Source organism: Streptomyces colonosanans, from assembly GCF_001866645.1.
Classification (GTDB): domain Bacteria; phylum Actinomycetota; class Actinomycetes; order Streptomycetales; family Streptomycetaceae; genus Streptomyces; species Streptomyces colonosanans.
In genome coordinates this window covers 1-18,828 of the sequence record NZ_MLYP01000004.1, presented here as the reverse complement: position 1 = coordinate 18,828, position 18,828 = coordinate 1, and the positions used below count along the sequence as shown (strand labels likewise).

General features: G+C 71.6%; 15 protein-coding genes. 7 read left to right on the top strand and 8 right to left on the bottom strand.

Annotated features, from left to right (window positions below; translation table 11 throughout):
- Positions 1–89: 89 nt before the first annotated feature.
- Positions 90–932: an SCO4651 family lipoprotein gene (locus tag BIV24_RS01280; protein WP_107459138.1), complete on the bottom strand. Its 843-nt coding sequence runs from the start codon at positions 930–932 to the stop codon at positions 90–92.
- 121 nt (positions 933–1,053) lie between these two features.
- On the opposite strand from BIV24_RS01280, the gene BIV24_RS34105 reads away from it, so the two are divergent.
- The gene (locus BIV24_RS34105) at positions 1,054–1,221 is read left to right on the top strand and encodes a hypothetical protein (RefSeq protein ID WP_177198598.1); all 168 of its coding nucleotides are present in this window, start codon (positions 1,054–1,056) and stop codon (positions 1,219–1,221) included.
- Positions 1,222–1,226: 5 nt separating this feature from the next.
- On the opposite strand, the gene BIV24_RS01275 is transcribed toward BIV24_RS34105, so the two are convergent.
- The 5 genes from BIV24_RS01275 to BIV24_RS34945 all read right to left on the bottom strand — a co-directional run bounded on the left by BIV24_RS01275 (position 1,227) and on the right by BIV24_RS34945 (position 9,284).
- Positions 1,227–1,925, bottom strand: coding sequence for a phosphatase PAP2 family protein (locus BIV24_RS01275; RefSeq protein WP_071364316.1), 699 nt, complete (start codon positions 1,923–1,925; stop codon positions 1,227–1,229).
- 279 nt (positions 1,926–2,204) lie between these two features.
- Positions 2,205–3,206, bottom strand: coding sequence for a C40 family peptidase (locus BIV24_RS01270; RefSeq protein ID WP_071364315.1), 1,002 nt, complete (start codon positions 3,204–3,206; stop codon positions 2,205–2,207).
- A 184-nt stretch (positions 3,207–3,390) separates the two neighbouring features.
- The gene (locus BIV24_RS01265; protein WP_071364222.1) at positions 3,391–4,146 is read right to left on the bottom strand and encodes a trypsin-like serine peptidase; all 756 of its coding nucleotides are present in this window, start codon (positions 4,144–4,146) and stop codon (positions 3,391–3,393) included.
- A gap of 179 nt (positions 4,147–4,325) precedes the next feature.
- On the bottom strand, positions 4,326–8,819 hold the full coding sequence (locus BIV24_RS01260) for a cation-translocating P-type ATPase (RefSeq protein WP_079167934.1): 4,494 nt from the start codon (positions 8,817–8,819) through the stop codon (positions 4,326–4,328).
- 9 nt (positions 8,820–8,828) lie between these two features.
- Positions 8,829–9,284, bottom strand: a complete 456-nt coding sequence (locus BIV24_RS34945; RefSeq protein ID WP_079167933.1) for a hypothetical protein — start codon at positions 9,282–9,284, stop codon at positions 8,829–8,831.
- Between the two features lie 599 nt (positions 9,285–9,883).
- On the opposite strand from BIV24_RS34945, the gene BIV24_RS01250 reads away from it, so the two are divergent.
- The 6 genes from BIV24_RS01250 (at position 9,884) to BIV24_RS01225 (ending at position 17,175) form a co-directional block, all read left to right on the top strand.
- Entirely contained in the window at positions 9,884–10,192 is a 309-nt protein-coding gene (locus tag BIV24_RS01250) for a hypothetical protein (protein ID WP_071364221.1), read from the top strand.
- Positions 10,193–10,426: 234 nt separating this feature from the next.
- Positions 10,427–11,263 carry a DUF8175 domain-containg protein gene (locus tag BIV24_RS01245; protein ID WP_071364314.1) on the top strand — a complete coding sequence of 279 codons (837 nt, stop codon included), beginning with the start codon at positions 10,427–10,429 and terminating at the stop codon, positions 11,261–11,263.
- Entirely contained in the window at positions 11,253–12,590 is a 1,338-nt protein-coding gene (locus BIV24_RS01240) for a hypothetical protein (RefSeq protein ID WP_071364220.1), read from the top strand. The genes BIV24_RS01245 and BIV24_RS01240 overlap by 11 nt, the downstream gene beginning before the upstream one ends.
- On the top strand, positions 12,587–14,146 hold the full coding sequence (locus tag BIV24_RS01235) for an SCO6880 family protein (protein WP_071364219.1): 1,560 nt from the start codon (positions 12,587–12,589) through the stop codon (positions 14,144–14,146). Before BIV24_RS01240 ends, BIV24_RS01235 begins: the two co-directional genes overlap by 4 nt.
- Before the next feature lie 7 nt (positions 14,147–14,153).
- The gene (locus BIV24_RS01230) at positions 14,154–15,575 is read left to right on the top strand and encodes an ATP-binding protein (RefSeq protein WP_071364218.1); all 1,422 of its coding nucleotides are present in this window, start codon (positions 14,154–14,156) and stop codon (positions 15,573–15,575) included.
- Between the two features lie 13 nt (positions 15,576–15,588).
- A complete protein-coding gene (locus BIV24_RS01225; protein WP_071364217.1) occupies positions 15,589–17,175 on the top strand; it encodes a TraM recognition domain-containing protein in 1,587 nt (528 codons plus the stop codon).
- Here BIV24_RS01225 and BIV24_RS01220 read toward each other — a convergent pair.
- A complete protein-coding gene (locus BIV24_RS01220) occupies positions 17,172–17,888 on the bottom strand; it encodes a TetR/AcrR family transcriptional regulator (RefSeq protein WP_071364216.1) in 717 nt (238 codons plus the stop codon). The genes BIV24_RS01225 and BIV24_RS01220 overlap by 4 nt on opposite strands.
- A 99-nt stretch (positions 17,889–17,987) precedes the next feature.
- On the bottom strand, positions 17,988–18,530 hold the full coding sequence (locus BIV24_RS01215; RefSeq protein WP_071364215.1) for a GNAT family N-acetyltransferase: 543 nt from the start codon (positions 18,528–18,530) through the stop codon (positions 17,988–17,990).
- Positions 18,531–18,828: the final 298 nt, after the last annotated feature.

The window sequence follows — 18,828 nt, the reverse complement described above, 5'->3', positions numbered from 1 at the left end:
GCCCGCACACCGCGCATGGCACGGACGGACCATTTCCAGCCCCTCAGCCGCGCCACTTCCGGGCCCGTCCCCCGGCCCGGCAGTCCCCTTCACCGCTCCGCGATCTTTCCGTCGAAGATGTCCGCGGACGCCGGGAGCACCACCCGGGCCGGGGCCCCGAAGCCGTACAGCAGGGTCGTCGAGGTCACCGCGACCGTGGTCTTCCGTTCGCCGTTGACGAAGCCGAACCGCTGGCGGAGCTTGCGGATGCGTCCCTGGTCGTCGAGGTAGGCGTCGAAGGGGACCTCGGCCGTGGCGAACCCTTTCGCCGCCGCCCGCAACGGCCCCTTGTTCCCGGCGGACGCGCTCCGCGCCGCGAGCCCGATGTCGGCGATCCCGCGATAGTGCCGCACCGGTGTCCCTTCGACCTCGGTCTGCCCGACGTACGTCGCCTTCCGCACCCCGCGCAGCAACTCGGCTGCCGCGTACGGGTCGGTGGCACCGCCGGTGACGAGGTTGCCGTCGGAGAGCGTGGCCGTGTCGACCCGTACCCATTTGTCGGCCGGCACGCCCGCGCCCCGGTTCTTCATGAACAGCGCGCCGGGGGCGAGCAGTTCGGTGATGGGGCGGTGCTCCTCGGCACCCGCGGGATCCCGCGGCAGGGTCACCGTCAGCCGGCCGAGCCGGCCGTGGAAGTCGTACACGCCATCGCCGCGAATGGTGACCCGGGTGCCGCCGGTGGCCATCTCCATCGACGTACGGGCCTTGGAGCTGCCTTCCCGTACCAGGGTCGCGGCGGCCCGGTGGAGCGTCCCTACCGCGTCGGTGGTCGGGCGCGCGTCCTCGGCGGCGGCCCCGCTGCCCGAACATCCCGTGACCGAGGCACCGCAGACCAGGACTCCCACCGCCGCGGCGAACGCCGCGCCCGTCCGACCTTGCCGCCGCTCCACCATCGCCCGTCTACCCCCAGCCGGCCCGTCCCGGTGCCCCTCCTGCTGTAGCGGTTAACGACGAGTAGGAGGAGCCGTCACGCGCACGGCCCGGCGTCTCACGCGCCTTGGGTACCCTTGCCAAGTGGAGCAGCAGGACACCCGCACCGGTCACGAGGACCACCGCACGACCACGACTGAACAGGGCCGTTTCTGCGTGGCGCGCTGCACCTGCGGCTGGCGCGGCCCGGCGCGCCGGGCCCGCAGCCTGGCCAGAACCGACGCGCAGGGACACGCGAGCGAGCCCGCCTGAAAGGCTCAGGCCGCCAGGTCCCTCTCCTCGGCCGCCGCCTCCTTCCGCGCGCCGGGGATCACGGTCTGCGCGGCACGCGCCCCGCGCGCCCGGATCAGCAGGCCGGCACGCGGCGAGCGTTCGACCGCCTTGGCGAGCGGGGTCAGCAGGGCCATGGCGAGCGGCGACAGGAGCAGGGCCACGGCCGTGCCGAGGGCGAAACCGCCGACGACGTCCGTCGGATAGTGCACGCCCAGGTAGACCCGGCAGAACCCTTCGAGGAGCGCGATCCCGAGACCGATGAGCCCGAACTTCCGGTTCGCGACGAACAGTCCGGCCGCCATCGCCATCGTGAGTGTGGCGTGGTCGCTGACGAAGGAGTAGCCGGTCTTGCCGGCGACGAGGACATCGAGCCCCTGATGGTCGACGAACGGCCGGGGACGTCCCACGAAGTCCCGGATCGGCATGTTCACCAGCACCGCGATTCCGGCGGCGAGCGGGGCCCACATGAGCGCGGCCACGGATGTCGCCGCGTCCTCGCCACCCCGCCGGCGCACGCTCCACCAGCACCACAGCACGAGCAGAACCATCGCGAGCGGCAGGCCGTACTCGCCGACGAACACCGTGGCACGGTCGAACCAGTGCGGGGTGTCCCCGGCCAGGCCGTTGATGTCGTAGAGCAGATCGACGTCGGGGTTCGAACCGGATCCCGCGAGTCCAGCCATCGTGCGCGGCCCCTTCGTCATCTGTCCCGTACCGCGGACGCACCCGTGTACGCCGCTCCACCACCCCCGTGGTCGTAGATCCGCTCCACGTCAAGCCGTACGTCGATGCTCTACATAAAAAGGAACGCACAACCCTTGCGTCCGCGTTCCTCACTCGACCGAACGATCACGCAGACGTTACCGAAGAGAGACTCGTCCTCGCAGCTCAGGGGAGAGAGGCGTACCGAAGGGTTCCGGCCGGCGCGCGCGTCCCCCCGCGCGCGCCGTTCACCGCCTGGTTCACACCGCGGTGGGCAGCGCTTTCGCGCCGTCTTCGGTGACACGCGTCGCACCGAAGTAGTCCGGGGTGTCGACGGGGTCGAACCGGATCACGGCGCCCGACCGGGGCGCGTCGATCATGTAGCCGCCGCCGACGTAGATCCCGACGTGCCGGATGGCGCGCGAATCGGTCAGGTCGTCCGAGAAGAACACCAGGTCACCCGGGAGCAGTTCGTCCCGCTTCGGGTGCGGTCCGGCGTTGTACTGGTCATTGGCGACGCGCGGCAGCGTGACGCCGACGCTCGCGTACGCGGCCTTGGTCAGTCCGGAGCAGTCGAAGCGTCCGCCCTGGTCCCTGGTGCCGTTGCCGCCCCACAGATAGGGGGTGCCGAGCTTCTTCTGCGCGTAGTAGATCGCGGCGGCCGCCTGCTTCGAGGGGTCCACGCGCTGCATGGGCGCGGCGAAGCTCTTCGACAGGGTCATGATGGTCTTCACGTAGTTCTGGGTCTCCTTGTACGGCGGCACGCCGCCGTACTTGATGACCGCGTACGCCCCCGCGTTGTACGAGGCGAGCATGTTCTCCGTCGGGTTGCCGGGCACGTCCTTCACATACGAGGCGAGCTTGCAGTCGTACGAGGCGGCCGACGGGATCGCGTCGGCCGGGTCCCAGACGTCGGCGACCCCGTTGCCGTCGGCGTCGATGCCGTGGATGGCCCAGGTGCCGGGCATGAACTGCGCTATCCCCTCGGCCTTCACGGGGCTCTTGGCGTGCGGGTTGAAGCCGCTCTCCTGGTAGAGCTGGGCGGCGAGCAGTGCGGGGTTGATCGCGCCGCACAGGTTGCCCCACTTCTGCACGAGCCCGGAGTACGCGGCGGGCACGGCGTTCTTGGCGAGCCCGACGGATCCCTGCCCGCTGCCGCCTGTGGGGTTCTCGGCGGCCATGTAGACCCCGATGACGAGCAGCATCACGAAGCCGAGCCCGGCACCGGCGGCAGCGGTCACCCAGATCCAGGCCTTACGCACCGTCAACCGCCCCTCGCCGCCCGGGAGTACGCCGAGGGTCAGTGTAGGGGCGTGAGGCGCTGCAGGACCGGGTTGTTTCCGGCCCGGCCCTGGGCATACAAGACCGGCCACCGCCGGGAGATCGCCGACGGCGGCACGTCAGCAGGCCCTGCGTGTACGCCGCACAGAGGACGTACGGCTGCGGCTACTTGCCCGAGGCGGTCCGGTACAGGGCCGCGGCCTTGCTGTTCAGGACGACGCTGTAGGAGATGTCGGAGGTGGAGCCGCCTTGTTCGTGGCCGCCGAGGATGCCCACGATCTCACCCTCGTTGTTCACCCAGGGGCTGCCGCTCGTGCCGCCGGTGAAATCGGGGCACTCGATGCGCTGCTGGGTTCGGCTGTGGGCGCTCGGTTTGTTCGTACAGGTGATCGGATTCTCTTCGGAGTTGGGGTATCCGGTGATGGTGACGGCGGTGGCACCGGTCGACCGCCCCGTGGCGAACCGGTTGCCTCCGACGATGTCCTCGACGTTCACACCGCCGACCGACTCCAGGGCGGCGAAGCCGACGTCGCTGTTCTCGTCCTGGTCACCGTTCCAGGTGTCGGGGACGAACTTCTTGGTCACCTTCCACACCCCGTACGGCGCCTTGCCGTCCCGGTAGCCGGGGGCGAACCACAACGCGCCCTTGCTGTTCAGGCAGTGGGCGGCGGTGACGATCAGATTGCCGCGCTTGCTGTGCACCACGGAGGCGGTGCAGAAGTGGCCGCCTTCCAGAGCAGCCGGGCCGAAGAGCGGACCGATCCGTGCGCTGTCCAGGCCGGCCTCCGCCTGGATGGTCGCGCCCAGCGGTCCGGTACCGCCGTCGGCCGCCGCCACGGAGGAGTTCGTGACGGCCAGCAGCACGAGGGCACCGAAGAAGGCGTGCCGGCGGTTGCCAGGGGGGCGTCTGATGAGGTTCATCACCTCTTACTGTGGCCCACGATGGTGAGAAAATCCCCGTGAGCTCTCTGAAATTCCGCTATGAGGGTGCATCGTTGCAGGTCGCCTTGCACGTTCGGCCCACACCTGCTTCTCTCTTTCGAACACTCGTGCCCACGACAGGCGGGTGGGCGCTCCCGAAGCACGCGGGTGGGGCGCCGTCAACTGCCGCCCGCAGGCGCGGCCGAGGGCGGCGGGCCCGCGCTGGAGGCCCTGCGCAGCACCTCCGAGGCGTTCCGCGCGATGTCCGAGACAGACCGTGCCACCTCCGAAACCGACCGCGCCGCGTTTCCGGCCGGTGTCTCGGGCCGGGCGCCCTCCGACGACCGCCACCACCGCAGCACGGCCTGCTCCACCTGCGGCAGCGTCCGGTGCCCGGCCACCGCGAGCGCGATCGCCGCGGCCACGCCCGTCCAGGCGACCGGGCCGAGCGGTGTGCAGCCGAGGGCCTGGCTGACGCCCGGGGTCTGCACCAGGGCGACGAGCACCGCGGCCGAACCGAGGGCCGTGGCCCGCACCAGCCGGCTGTCCCGGCGGTCGGCCATGGTCTGGGCGAGCTGGGTGCCCACCAGCGCGCACAGGGCCATCGTGGTGGAGCGGCGGGAGGTGCCCGGGGTGGCACGGCCGAGCAGCCACGCCACGGTCGCGCCCAGGCATGTGGCCAGGGCCCGGTGACGGATCTGCCGGAGCAGCGCCTGCCCCAGAAGGGATGTGACGAGCCGACCGCCGTCCTCGCTCCCGATGCCGGCCCCGTCCTTCTGCTCCCGGTCGGGGGTCACCGCCACCGCCACCGCCGGGAACAGGTCCGTGAACAGGTTGACCAGCAGCATCTGGCGGGTGGAGAGCGGGGCCGCGCCCCACAGCAGCCCGCCGAGGATGCCGAAGCCGACCTCGCCTGCGTTGCCGCCGATGAGGATGGCGATGGCGTCGGCGACGCCGTGCCACAGCGCGCGGCCCTCGGCCACCGTCTCGATCAGGACGGTCATGTCGGAGTCGGTGAGGACGAGGTCGGCGGCGTTGCGTGCGGCCGCCGAGCCGCGGGCGCTGATACCCACGCCGATGTCGGCGGCGCGGATGGCCGCGGCGTCGTTGGCGCCGTCGCCGACCATGCCGACGACCCGGCCCGCGTCCCGCAGCGCCTCGACCACCTGGAGCTTCTGTTCGGGCGCGACCCGGGCGACGACGTCCGCGTCCCGCAGCATCCGGGCTCGTGCCGACCGGTCCGCGGCGGCCAGTTCGTCGCCGGTGACCACGGCCGTGTCCTCGGGCCAGCCCAGCTCCACGGCGATCGCCCGGGCGGTCTGGGGATGGTCGCCGGTGAGCATGACCGGACGGACTCCCGTCTGCCGCAGACCCCGGACGAGGGCGGTGGAGGTTTCCCGCGGCACGTCCGACAGGGCCAGCAGGCCGGTGCACCTGAGTCCGTCGAGGGCCTCCTCCAGGACGTCCTCGTCGTTCTCGTCCCCGGCCAGCGGGCGCTCGGCCACCGCCAGGACGCGCAGTCCGTCGCGGGCCAGCTCATGAGCCGCCTCGAAGATCCGGGCCGGCAGCTTGGCACAGGCGGGCAGCACGATCTCCGGGGCGCCCTTGACCACGAGCACCCGGGCGCCGTCCTCGCCTCGGCCCACAGCGGCTGCGTACCCGCGGCCGGCCTCGAACGGGCGGCCCTCGGTCTGCGTCCAGTCCGGGCCGGGGCCGGCCGCGTCCAGCACGGCCTCGTCGGTGGCGTGGGCCGACTTGCCGTCCACCTCGCCGGCCAGGCGGGGGCAGGCGCGGGCGGCGATACACAGGGTCCGCGCGGACTCGGTGTGGCCGGCCGCCCGGACGGTGCCGTCGGCGTCCGCGGCCCGCACCACGCGCAGCCGGTTCTCGGTGAGCGTGCCGGTCTTGTCGAAGCAGAGCGTGTCCATCCGGCCCAGCGCCTCCAGGGTGCGCGGGGTACGGACCAGGACGCCCTGCCGGCTCAACCGCCGGGCGGCGGCGAGTTGGGCCACCGTGGCCACCAGCGGCAGCCCTTCGGGAACGGCGGCGACGGCCACCGCGACTCCGCCGCTGACCGCCCGCCGGACCGGCGTGCCGTGCAGCAGCGACAGGCCCGTCACCGCGGCCCCGCCCGCGAGCGTCAACGGCAGCGCCTTGCGGGTGAGTTCCTGGAGCCTGGCCTGCACCCCGGCGGCCGGGGGCTTACGGGCGGCGAGGGAGACGGCGCGGGCCGCCTCGGTGCGGTCGCCGGTGTCCACCACGACCGCCCGGGCGCGTCCGGCCACCACGGTCGTGCCCTCGAAGACCATGCAGCGACGGTCGGCGACGGCGGCGCGCGGGGTGGGATCGGTCTGCTTCTCGGCCGGCAGGGACTCTCCGGTCAGCGCGGACTCGTCCACCTCCAGACCGTCCTCCCACAGCAGCCGGGCATCGGCGGGTACGACGTCGTCGGCTTCGAGCTCGATGACATCCCCCTGGTGCAGCTCGGCGGCGTCCACGGTCTGCGCCGCCTCCCGTGGCCGCGGCCTGCGTGCCCCCCGTCTCCGTCGAAGGCGGGCCTTGCGCTGCTGCTCGGCCAGCAGCCCGGACAGCGCCCGCTCCGCCCGCAGTCGCTGGACGCCGCCGACCAGGGCGTTCAGGTCGAGCGCGCCGACGACCAGCAGCGCGTCCACGGCGGAGCCGAGGATCGCCGACGCGGCCGAGCCGACCGCCAGGACCGGGGTGAGCGGATCGTCGAGTTCGCCGCGTACGGCTCGGGCGAGCCGCACCGTCCAGCGCACCGGGCCGCTCGCGGGCCCGAGCACGGGGTACCGGGCGAGGGACTGCACCGCGGTGCGCACCCGGTCGGCCGGTCGCTGGGCCTCCGGCTCCGGCTGGTGCTCCAGCCGCTCCTGGACCTCCTCGGACTCCAGCGCGTGCCAGGCGACCCGCGGGCGGGGGTGCGGAAGCGTGGCCGCGGCCACGCCCAGCGCCGCCTGCACGCCGGTCAGCAGGGCGGCGGCCGCGGCCGCGTCGACCGGCATGTGCCGCAGACCGGGCAGGGGCCAGCGGGGCGACGGACGGGCGCCGCGGACGGCCACCAGCAGCCCGGACAGCGCCGCCCCCGACCGGGCCAGAGTCTGCGACCTACGGGCGACCCTGCGCGCAGCCGGTATCGCGGTCAGCACCCGCCACGCGTCGGCCAGGCCGTGCGGGGCCAGCACGTCGGCACCCCAGACGACGACCCCGTCCAGGTCGGTGAGGGCGACGGCCACATCGCTGCCGAGCAGGCCGGCGAGCACGTCGTCCTGATCAACCGAGGCGGGCCGGGCGACGGTGACGACGGTTCCGCTCTCGCTGTCCTCGACCAGTTCGTCCACCACCTCCTCCAGCGGCCGGTCGCCGCGGACGACGCGGTCGGCGAGCCCCGTGAAGTCGGCCAGCGCCGGGTGGTCGACCATCACCACCCTCAGCCCGGCGTGCCGCGCCGCGTCCAGCACGGCCTCGATCCACGGGTCCGCGCCGCCCGGGGTCAGCAGCGCACTGGGGTGCAGGACGAGCGTCTCGGCCAGCTCCAGGTGCCGCAGCCGTTCGGGCTCCCGCACCAGCACGCCCTGCCGGGCCAGGGCGCCGCTCAGTACGGAGTGGAAGGCGGCGGGGCCGTAGCGGGCGGCCTTGGGCGACCCCGCGAGCACCGCCTCCGCCGCCTCTTCGAGGTCGCGCTTGACCAGTTCCGTCGCCGCCGCGGCGAGCACGCTGCCGACGGAGGTGTGGGCGGCGTACTCCTGGGTGGGGGAGGTGTGCAACGGTGGGCGCGGGTGGCGATCGGCGGGCACTGCGGCGCGTGCGGGCCCGGACCACCGGTCGTGCGACACATCGAACGCGACCGCGCGTGCCACCCGCTCCGTCAGCTGGCAGGCGCGCAGTCCGCCGTCGAGCACCAGGGCCGTCGGCGTGCCGCCCGCAGTGTGCGCCGCCGCGTTGGCGAGAGCGAGCGCCAGGTCCATCCCGGACCGGCCGAGGCGATCCGTCAGCCAGGTACGGAAGCGCGGGTTCTCACGCAGCAGGGTCACCACCGCGGTCACTGCACGGGGCGAGTGCGGCAGCCGCAGGACGGCCCCGGCGATCGCGATGCCGGTGCCCAGGACGTCGGCGGCGAGCGCCGCCGCGGCGGTCCGTACGGCGGCGGGGTCGCCGGGGTGGGCGAACTCCTCCTCCGGGTCCGCCGTGACCACCAGGCCGCACTGCTCGGCGAGGGCGGTGGCATGCTCCACCACCCGATCGGTCATCTCCTCCCCGGTCGCCGTGACCACGAGCCGCGTCAGCCCGCCGTCCCAGTACGCGGACACCACGTCCGGCCGCTCGGCCAGTGCCACCGCCACGGTGCGGGACGCCTGTGCCACGCGCCGCATCGCGCTCTCCCGCCCGGCGCGTACGGGTTCGGCGAGCCGCAGCGTCAGATGCGCCTTCGCGCCGGACCGCCACTGGCCCGTGTCGCCGGGCAGGGCGTTGCGCGCCACCCGTGCGGCACGTACCGCGGTGTCGGCACCGCGTACACCGACCCGAGCCACCTCCGCGACCGCCCCAGCGGCCGCGCCCACGGCGGCCGGGGCCCTGCGCACCAGCAGCCGGGGGCCGGCCCTGACGACCTCGGCAGCGGTCGAGGCACGTATCACCCCCAGCCCAAACCCCATCGCGCGCGCTCAGGTGGCGGCAGCGGCGGTACGGCGGCGCCGCGCGGTCGTGGCCGTGGCCGTGGTCGTGGCCGTGGCCCTCCGGCTCGTGGTGGTCTTCCGGCTCGTGGGGACCTTCCGGCTCGTGGTGGTCTTTCGCCCGCCGGCGGATGTCGTGCGCTTGGCACTCCGGGAGCCGTTCGCCGCCTGCCCGGATCGCTCCGGGTGCTCGGGCCGCTGCTGGGTGAGCCAGGCAACGGCCGCGCCGGTGAGCGCGACGGGCCACTCCACGAGACCCACGACACCGAGAATCCCGGCGCCGGTGTACACCGCCAGCCGCCGCCCGCGCGGAGACACGGCTCCGACCGCGTTCAGCGCGCCTTCGGTGGCCCTGCCGACCATCTCGGCACCCGGCACCTTGCGCAGCGCGGAAGTCGCGGTCTGCAGCGGGCCGGGAAGGTCCGACGACGACTTCTGCTCAGCCATGTTCCTCTCGCCTCCAGTAATCCGTTCTGTATGACTGGTTCCCGCGATGACCCGACCTTCACGCGCAAAAACGATAAATCCTGAGGAAAACGGCATATCGAGCAGGCGGCGCCCTCGACGGGCACACCTGGAACCTGCGGCCGACGAGGGCACGTCCCGGCCAGGAGAACCCCGCCCAGGAGGCCCTCACTCACGGGCTCGCCCCGCCGCAGCCGACTTCGCGGACCAGGGATAGCCTTCCGCTCATACGAGTGACACCCGTACGGCACGGGCCGGTTGGACGGGCCGCGCCGCAGGCCGACCCAGGCCCTCACGGCACAGAGGAGGGCAACGACGGAACCGCACCGCGGGTTCCGCTTGAGGCCTCATTGCCCGGCGTGACCTGCCGTGATACACAGAGTAACCATACGTTCCTTCGAATACCGTCCCACACCCCTCCCGAGGGTCCCGCGCGGGCCGGAAGCAAGGGACACGCACGAAACCCGCCAATTCAATGACGCCAAGTCGACATACGACAGCGTCATTGTCGGCGAGAATGAGCCTGACCTCTGCGACCGTGGCAGGGGGGACAGAACTACCCACCAGGGGCGGTGACTTACATGCATCTCGCGGCCGCAAAAGGCGACATCAACACGATCATCGGCGGTATCGCTCCAAACTGGGGGCCGTTCGGCAGCCTGGGCAACGAGGCACGCGTGATGGTCGAGGTGGTGATGGCCGTAGCCATCCTGCTCTGCCTGGCGATCGCGATCTGGGGGGCCGCCAAGCAGCGCATCGGCGCGACGGCCCTGCGCGACACGTTCAGCGCCGAACAGGGCAAGGGCCTGATCATCGCGGGCCTGACCGGGGTCTTCATCATCGGTTCACTCGGCACACTGTTCACGATCGTGTACGGCATGGCTGTCTAGGCCCGGCCAGGACCGTCACGCCATGTACCTGGCGCACCGTCAGTCCCCGGCCGGGCGCGCCCGGTTCCCACCCCCGACCCATCCGTCCGTCGCGCCCACCGGCTGAGGTTGCGTTTCTCTGATGTCGAGTCATCACACCGCGCCCGCGCGGGAACCAGCACGGCTACCGTCGTACATCTACGCGTTTCGACACGAGGTGCGGAGTGGCTATGAGGTCAAGGGGGCGTGCTCGGCGTGAGTCTCGGTGACGGTGCCTCCGGCGGGGGCGACGGAGAGTACGGCGGCGTCGGGCAGACCCGGACACGGCTGCCCGACCGGGGCGGTGACGTGTACGGGGGCGCCCGGCGGGGCCGGTCCTCGTCGCGGAGCCTGATCACGGTCGTCGGGGTGGTCGTCCTCCTGATCGCCGCGATCGCCTTCGCGAACCGCGGTGACGGGAACTCCTCGTCGGGCGGCGGCCACAACAGCGACAAGCCCGCCTCGGCCCCGACAGCCGCCTCCGGAACGAGACCGGTCGACACGAAGACGCAGGGAATCCCTTCGGGCTTCGCGCACGACGAACAGGGGGCGCAGTCCGCTGCCGCGAACTACGCGGTGGCGCTGGGCTCCGACGGCATGTTCAAGAAGGACAGCCGTCATGCCCTCCTGAACCGCCTCTACACCCCCGACGCGGCGGCCAGACTCCAAAGCCCGATGGACCAGGCCTACTCGGCCGGCTTCCTCGACAAAATGGGACTCGACGCCAACGGCAACGCACCGGCAGGCAGCACATTCGTCTCCCGTGTCGTCCCGGTGGGCACCACAGTCCAGCGGTACTCCGACAGCAATGCCAAGGTCGCGGTCTGGTACATGGGACTCATCGGCATGTCCGGGGAGAAATCGACCGACCCCATCACCTCGACCTGGAAGACGTGGACGTTCGACCTGCTGTGGTCCAACGGCGATTGGAAGATCGCCTCCGACGCGCAGAAGGGCGGCCCCGCCCCGGTTCCCGGTGACGACCAGGCCGCCGCCTCCGACGAGATCCGCAAGGCCATCGAAGAGTACGGAGGGTTCACGTATGCCCGGTAGCCGCCATCGCGTGCTCAAGCTCACCGGAGTCGTGTCAGCCGTACAGACATCGGCCGTGCTGCTGGCCACCCGTGCCGTCGCCGATCCCTCGCCCAGCGCGACGCCGTCGACCAGTCCCTCACCGACGGCGAGCAAGAACCCCTGCGACCTCATCGTCGGCGAAGCCAAGAAATACTGCGAAAAAGGCAGCTCCGGCTCCAAGAGCGGCGGCCCCTCCACCGACCTCACCAACAACCCCCAAGACCCCCTCTCCTCCCTCGCCAAGGGCTGTGCCGACGCCGCCTCCTGGACCGTCGACAAGCTCTCCGCCGCCGTCAAGGAGACCGCGAACGTCGACTTCACCAACCCCAAGTTCCTTCAGCAGTACGCGGTCGTCTTCGCGGCGTCGACCGTCCTCACCCTCATTCTGTGGCTGCTCGCCGTCGCGAAGCGGGCCGTCCGCGGCGTCCCCCTCGGAACCGCGCTCTCCGAGGCCATCGGGTTCCTCTGGCTGACCGTCCTCGCCTCCGCCTTCACCCCGCTGATCCTCTACACCGTCGTGTCGGCCACGGACGGCGTCACGGACGTCCTCGCGAAAACCACCGGCGACCAGACGCACACGTTCTTCGGCACGTTCTCCGGTGCGCTCGGCAAGGGCGAGAACATCGGCGGCGGGCCGATCATGCTGATCGTCGTCTCCCTCGTCTCCATCCTCGCCGCCGGTGTCCTCTGGCTGGAACTGGTCATCCGCGCCGCCCTGCTCTACGTCGGCGCCCTCCTCGGCACCGTCGTGTACGCGGGGCTCGTCGACAAGAACCTGTGGGGGCATGTCAGGCGCTGGGCCGGGATCATGATCGCCGTCATCCTCGTCAAGCCCGTCATCGTCATCGTGCTGGGACTTGCCGGAGCGCTCTCCTCCGCAGGCGGGCCCAATGCCTTCTCCGCCGTCGTCTCCGGGCTCGCCATCATCCTGCTCGCCATCTTCGCGAGCGCCATGATCTACCGGTTCGTGCCCGGCTTCGGCGACGAGATCGCCGCCTCCCGGAACAACCGCATCATGCGGGGCGCAGAGAACAAGGCCGCGGCCGTCATCAGCTCCCCGGCGACCCTCGTCGCCCAGGGCATCAAGACCCACAGCAGCCGCGCCGACAGCAAGGGCGGCGGCGGCCAGCCTCCGCGCCCCGCCAACCCCGTGGCCGGCGGCGTGGCCGCGCACAGCGGCCGGGCCCAGGGCGGCGGCGGATCCGTCCCCTCCGCGCCCCCGCAGCGCACCAGCCCGGCCAACACTCCGCACGCCAGCAACAGCCGCAACAGCAGTACCAACCGCACGGGAGGTGAAGGGCGTTGACGACCGAGTCCCATGTGTCCCCAGCGGTCACGCCCCGCCGGACATATCTGATCGGCCGCGCTCGGCCGAACGCGATCGTCGGCCGCAACCGCGAGACCGGCGAGATCGCGCTGATCATCGCGGGCGCGTTCCTCGGCATGATGTGCGGGCTCCTCGTCCCCGTCCTCTCCCTGCGCATCGTGCTCCTGATGGGCTTCCCGCTGATCGCGCTCGCCGCCGTGTACGTCCCGTACCGGCACCGCACGTTCTACAAGTGGTTCGAGATCAACCGCAGTTACAAGCGGACCCTGCGGCAGGGCACGACGTACCGGTCGGGGGTCATGGAGGCGGGCACCCACCTCGACGGACGCGAGGTCGAGATCGGACCGCCCCCGGGCATCGGGCGGATCGCCTGGCTCGCCGCGCCCTTCGGACCCGACGAGATCGCCGTACTGCTGCACGCCGACCGGCGGACCGTCACGGCCGCGATCGAGATCGAGGGCCCCGGCGTCGGCCTGCGCGACAGCGAGGACCAGGAGGCCCTCGTCGACCGCTTCGGCACGCTCCTCAAGCACGTCGCGAACGGCGACGGCTTCGTCACCCGCCTCCAGATGCTGGCCCGCACCTTGCCCGCCGACCCCGACGCCCACGCCAAGGACGTCGCCCAGCGCGGCGACGAGCGCTCCCCGGCCTGGCTGCAGCGGTCGTACGACCAACTGCAGTCCATGGTGTCCACGAGCAGTGAGCAGCACCGCGCCTACCTCGTCGCCTGTATGCACTACAGCCGCGAACTGGCCGCCGAGGCCCAGGCCATGGCACGCGCCGCGCGACCCCAGGGGGGCAGGAAGGTCGACCGGGACGCGGGGCTCGCGATCGTCATGGCGCGCGAGCTGACCGACATCTGCTCACGACTGCAGGAAGCCGACATCCGCGTACGGCAGCCGCTGGGGCAGGGACGGCTCGCCTCCCTCGTCCACTCCATGTACGACCCCGACCACCCCATCGACCACATCCAGGCGATGACCAGGCGCAACGCCTGGCCCGCCGAACTGGACGCCATGGAGCCCACCTATCTCCAGGCGAAGACCCGTGAGTCGTCGACGCGTGCCCCCTGGTGCCATGCCACCGCATGGGTCAAGGAGTGGCCGATGACCCCGGTCGGCGTGAACTTCCTCGCTCCGCTGCTCGTCCACACCCCGGACGTCATCCGCACGGTCGCCGTCACCATGGACCTCGAACCCACCGAGGTCGCCATCGAGCGCATGCTGACCGAGAAGACCAACGACGAGGCCGAGGCCAGCCGCTCCGCCAAGATGAACCGCACCGTCGACCCCCGTGACATCGCCGCCCACTCCCGCCTCGACCAGCGCGGCGAGGACCTCGCGAGCGGCGCCGCGGGAGTCAACCTGGTCGGCTACATCACCGTCTCCGCCCGCTCCCCGGAGGCCCTCGCCCGCGACAAGCGCACGATCCGCGCCTCGGCGGGCAAGTCGTATCTGAAGCTGGAGTGGTGCGACCGCGAGCACCACCGGGCCTTCGTCAACACGCTCCCCTTCGCCACCGGCATTCGGAGGTAAGGCCCTGATGCGGGATCCGCTGTCCGTCCTGACCGACGCATTCACGTCCTTCCTCTTCGGCAAGGTCGAGACGACCCGGCTGCCCGTCCGCACGTCCACGGGCCAGGCCCAGGCCGTCTATCTACCGACGGCCGCGCCCGGCCTCGGCGACTCCGGCGTGATCATCGGCCGCGAGGTGTACTCCGGGAAGGGCTACATCTACGACCCCTTCCAGTTGTACGGTCAGCAGCTCCCGGCCCCGCACTGGCTCGTCCTCGGTGAGTCCGGCAACGGCAAGTCGGCGCTGGAGAAGACGTACGTCCTGCGCCAGCTGCGGTTCCGCGACCGCCAGGTCGTCGTGCTCGACGCGCAGGGCGAGGACGGGGTCGGCGAGTGGAACCTGATCGCGGAGGAGCTGGGGATCACCCCCATCCGGCTCGACCCGATGGCGGCACTCGACCACGGCATCCGGCTCAACCCGCTCGACCCGTCGATCACGACGACCGGCCAGCTCGCACTGCTCCGCACGATCATCGAGGTCGCCATGGGGCACGGGCTGGACGAACGGTCCGGCTTCGCCCTGAAGGTCGCACACGCCTACGTCAACGAGACGATCGTCGAGCGGCAGCCTGTGCTGACCGACATCGTCGAGCAGCTGCGGCACCCCGAACCGGAGTCGGCGGAGGCGATGAACGTCGCCCTGGACGACGTACGGGCCTGGGGCCTGGACGTGGCACTGGTCCTGGACCGCCTGGTCGACGGTGACCTGCGGGGCATGTTCGACGGGCCCACGACGGTCGGCATCGACCTGGACGCCCCGTTGATCGTGTTCGATTTGTCCCACATCGACCGCAACTCGATCGCCATGCCGATCCTGATGGCGATCGTGGGTGTGTGGCTGGAGCACACCTGGATCCGCCCCGACCGCAAGAAGCGCATCTTCATGGTCGAGGAGGCCTGGCACATCATCAACAGCCCTTTCGTGGCGCAGCTGTTCCAGAGGCTGCTGAAGTTCGGCCGACGACTCGGCCTGTCCTTCGTGGCGGTCGTGCACCATCTGAGCGACGTGGTGGACGGGGCGGCGGCGAAGGAGGCGGCGGCGATCCTGAAGATGGCCTCCACCAGGACGATCTACGCCCAGAAGGCGGACGAGGCACGGGCGACGGGCCGGGTCCTCGGCCTGCCGAGGTGGGCCATGGAGATCATCCCGACCCTGACGCCCGGTATCGCCGTATGGGACGTCAACGGCAATGTGCAGGTGGTCAAGCACCTGGTCACAGAGATGGAACGGCCGCTCGTCTTCACCGACCGCGCGATGACGGAGTCGTCGAGGGACATGACGGACGACGTCCTGCACGCCGCGGAACTGGAGGCGGAGGAGCGTGCGGCGGCGTTCATGGAACAGCGGCTGCACGACCTGGACGGCACGTCCGAGTCGACGGTGGCATAGACATGGGGTCCAGATGAGACCAGGCAAGGAGCGGCAGGGCGGGCAAGGCGGCATCCCCGACGGTCTGTTGGTGGGCGCACTCGCCTTCCTGCTCGGCGTCACGCTGATGGTGTGGACGGCCACCGGCGTCGCCGGCTGGTTCGCGCGGGGCGCCTGGCCGCACGGCGTCCGGTTCAGCCGAACGCCGATGGCCATGCGCCATCTGCTCGCCCAGCCCCACGACACCGTGGGTGCGTGGCCGGACACTCCGCCGGACCAGCTGTCCGGGTACGGGCTGTTCTGGGGGCTGTTCATAGGCGAACTGATGGTGGTGTCCGTGCTGACCGTGTTCGCCATCGGCACGGTGGCGCGGTGGAAGGCGGTACGCGCGCACGCGAGGGCGTCGGGCCCGCTTCCGGAGCCGAACCGCGGAGTGGCCGGGCAGCGTGCGGCCGCGGCACCGAAGGGCGCCCAGCCCGCGAGCCGCGAGGTTCCGGTGACCCAGGAGGTTCCGGTGACCCAGACGGTCCCGGCGGCCGACGAGGCTCTGGTGCCCCAGGCAGTCCCGGTGGCCCAGGAGGTACCCGCACCGCGCCCGGCGCCCGAACCCGCCGAGGTGCTCCCCGCTCCCGCGGCACTACAGCCGGTGGTCGCGCCCGTAGCCCCCGGCGGACGGCAGGCGGGTGTCCGGACGGCCCCCTCGGTCGTCCTCGGTGCCCCCGACGTCCGTCACCCCGTGGCCGCCCAGGCCGTGCGGGACGCGGAAGGGCCCGCGCTCGTCGTCACCTCCAGCGCCGCCCTGTGGTCCGAGACCAAGGACGCTCGCGCCAAGCTCGGCCCCGTCCTCCTCTACGACCCCTCCCATCTGTGCGACACCCCGGCCCGGCTGCACTGGTCCCCCACCTCCGGCTGCGAGGACAAGGCCACGGCGGCGGCACGCGCCGTCGCGCTGCTCGCCCCGGTCCGCCCCACGGCCCGTATCGACGAGGCGGTCGCCGACGTGGCGGAAACGCTGCTGCGCAGCTATCTGCACGCCGCCGCCATAGACGGCCGCACCATCCGGCACCTCCACCGCTGGGCCCAGGGCACCCAGGTCCAGGAGGCGGTACGCGCCCTGCGGACGCACCCCAAGGCGTCGTCCGGCACGGCCGGGGAACTGGAGGCCGCGCTCACCTCGCATCCTGAACGTCGTGACATGGCCCAGGAGTTGACGACCCGCGCGCTGTCCTCCCTCTCCACGGTCAATATCCGCGAGGCATGCACATCCAACCGAAATGACAGCCTTGCCTTGGATTCCTTCATCAACGAAGGGGGCACACTTTATGTCGTGGGTGAACCAATCGAGGACCCCCGGCAACGTCCCGGCGCGATGCCGTTGCTGACGGCCCTCGCCTCCAGCGTGGTCGAGCGCGGCCGCCGCATGGCCGAACGGTCATCCTCCGGTCGCCTCGACCCACCACTTGCCCTCGTCCTGGACGATGTGGCGGCCGTGGCTCCTCTCCCCCAGCTCCCGGAGCTCCTGTCCACCGGAGCGGACCGGGGCCTGGTGACGCTGGCCCTGCTCCGGTCCCGGGAACAGGGACGCACCCGCTGGCCGGGCGCCGACCTCCCCCTCGGCTAACGACCTGGGGAGCAATAGGGAGCGGGTGAAGGAGCGGCGTCCGGTGCGGTCGATCGCAAGGCGCCGGAAGGTCCTCGTAGCGGAGCTACTAGGACATTTCGGCAACGCCGTGAGCGGCCGTGCCGGACGCCGCGACGCCGCTCCCTATTGCTCCCCAGGTCGTAAGCCTCGTTGACCCCGTAGAGCCGCAAGAACGTCCGCACGCCGCTCGTCACCCGCGCCTCGACCTCGTCGTCCGGCATCGGCACGACCCCGAAGAACGTGTCCGCGGTGACGGATCCGGCAACAAAGAGCAGCAAGTACCGCGCCGCCTCGGCAAAGTTGACGGCGTCGACGGCCAGCAGGCCTTGCGCGCCCAGCCCGGCGAGCCGCTCGCGCACCGCCTCCGCCACCGCCCGCGGGCCGGTGCGCTGCCACTCCTCGATGACGTCGGCGGGCAGCCGGTGCCCCTCCGCGGTGATCTGGCGGATGAGAAGCATGTGGGCGTCGTGGTCGCCGCGTCGCCCCATCCACTCCCGGCCGAAGGCGAGGAAGTCCTTCTCGACGTCTGTCGCCTTCCCCAAGTTCCGCTCCACGATGGCGACATTGGCCGACGTGACGGCCGCCGCGCTGTCCAGCAGGACCGCGCGGAACAGCTTCTCCTTGCCACCGAAGTGGTTGTAGAGCGTGCGTGTGGAGACGCCCGCCTCGGCCGCGAAGGATGGCCGCGCCAACGACCCGCAGGGTGCGGCCGGCGCCGTCGAGGTCCTGCTCGACCAGCTGGACTGGTGGGGGCGGGCCCTGCGCGCGGCCCGCACCGAACGTCCATACGCCTAACGCGACTTGAGCTCCATCTCGTAGTCCACCTTGGAGAGGTCGCCGTTCGGGACGACCTCTCCGGTGCGTACGAAGCCGAACTTCCGGTAGAACCTGTCGGCCCGCACGTTGTCCTGGTGGACGTGCAGCCGCACCCGCTCCACCCCGCCGAGCCCCAGCGCCCACTCCACGGCCACGCCGAACAGCTCCCGGGTCACCCCGCTCCCCCGCGCCTCGGGCTGCACGTACACGCCGACGAGCTGCGCCTGCCGGCGCTCCACCGCCCGCCCGAAGAAGTCCTGGCTGCCTGGCTCCTCCACGAGAGCCACCACCGTTCCGACCCAGCTGCCATCCGGCGCCACGGCGACGAACTGCCTGGCCCCGGTCCCGTGCGACGCCCCCGACGTCCGGTCCTGCCAGAACGAATCCGGCCGCGCCAGCGCCTGCTCGTACGTCTCCAGGAACGCGAGCGGCGCCGCCGGATCCCGCAAGGACTCAAGGCGCAGCTCCTTGACCGCACGCCACTCCTCGGGCCGCACCGGGCGAATCTCATAGTCCATGAATGCGCACTCTACGGTCCCCCAGCACCCGGGTACTACACGATTTCCGCAGCTCAATGCCCCGGTCCGACACACCGCACCCCGCCCCGCGGCACCGTCGACACCATGGCGATCCGAGGCCCGAACGGCGCCGGCAAGTCCAACGATGCGCATGCCGCTCGGCCTGGGCACCCACCTCCGGCCGCGCCAGGCGATCGCGGTGACATGACCGTGGGGTAACGCGAAAGAGCCCCAACTCACGGGTATCTACCCGGAGTTGGGGCTCTCTCAAAATTTGTTCGGCGGCGTCCTACTCTCC

Coding starts and splice junctions, on each gene's coding strand:
- BIV24_RS01280 (WP_107459138.1), bottom strand. CDS start 932: ATGGTGGAGCGGCGGCAAGGTCGGACGGGCGCGGCGTTCGCCGCGGCG.
- BIV24_RS01275 (WP_071364316.1), bottom strand. CDS start 1,925: ATGGCTGGACTCGCGGGATCCGGTTCGAACCCCGACGTCGATCTGCTC.
- BIV24_RS01265 (WP_071364222.1), bottom strand. CDS start 4,146: ATGAACCTCATCAGACGCCCCCCTGGCAACCGCCGGCACGCCTTCTTC.
- BIV24_RS01260 (WP_079167934.1), bottom strand. CDS start 8,819: ATGGGGTTTGGGCTGGGGGTGATACGTGCCTCGACCGCTGCCGAGGTC.
- BIV24_RS34945 (WP_079167933.1), bottom strand. CDS start 9,284: ATGGCTGAGCAGAAGTCGTCGTCGGACCTTCCCGGCCCGCTGCAGACC.
- BIV24_RS01250 (WP_071364221.1), top strand. CDS start 9,884: ATGCATCTCGCGGCCGCAAAAGGCGACATCAACACGATCATCGGCGGT.
- BIV24_RS01240 (WP_071364220.1), top strand. CDS start 11,253: ATGCCCGGTAGCCGCCATCGCGTGCTCAAGCTCACCGGAGTCGTGTCA.
- BIV24_RS01230 (WP_071364218.1), top strand. CDS start 14,154: ATGCGGGATCCGCTGTCCGTCCTGACCGACGCATTCACGTCCTTCCTC.
- BIV24_RS01225 (WP_071364217.1), top strand. CDS start 15,589: ATGAGACCAGGCAAGGAGCGGCAGGGCGGGCAAGGCGGCATCCCCGAC.
- BIV24_RS01215 (WP_071364215.1), bottom strand. CDS start 18,530: ATGGACTATGAGATTCGCCCGGTGCGGCCCGAGGAGTGGCGTGCGGTC.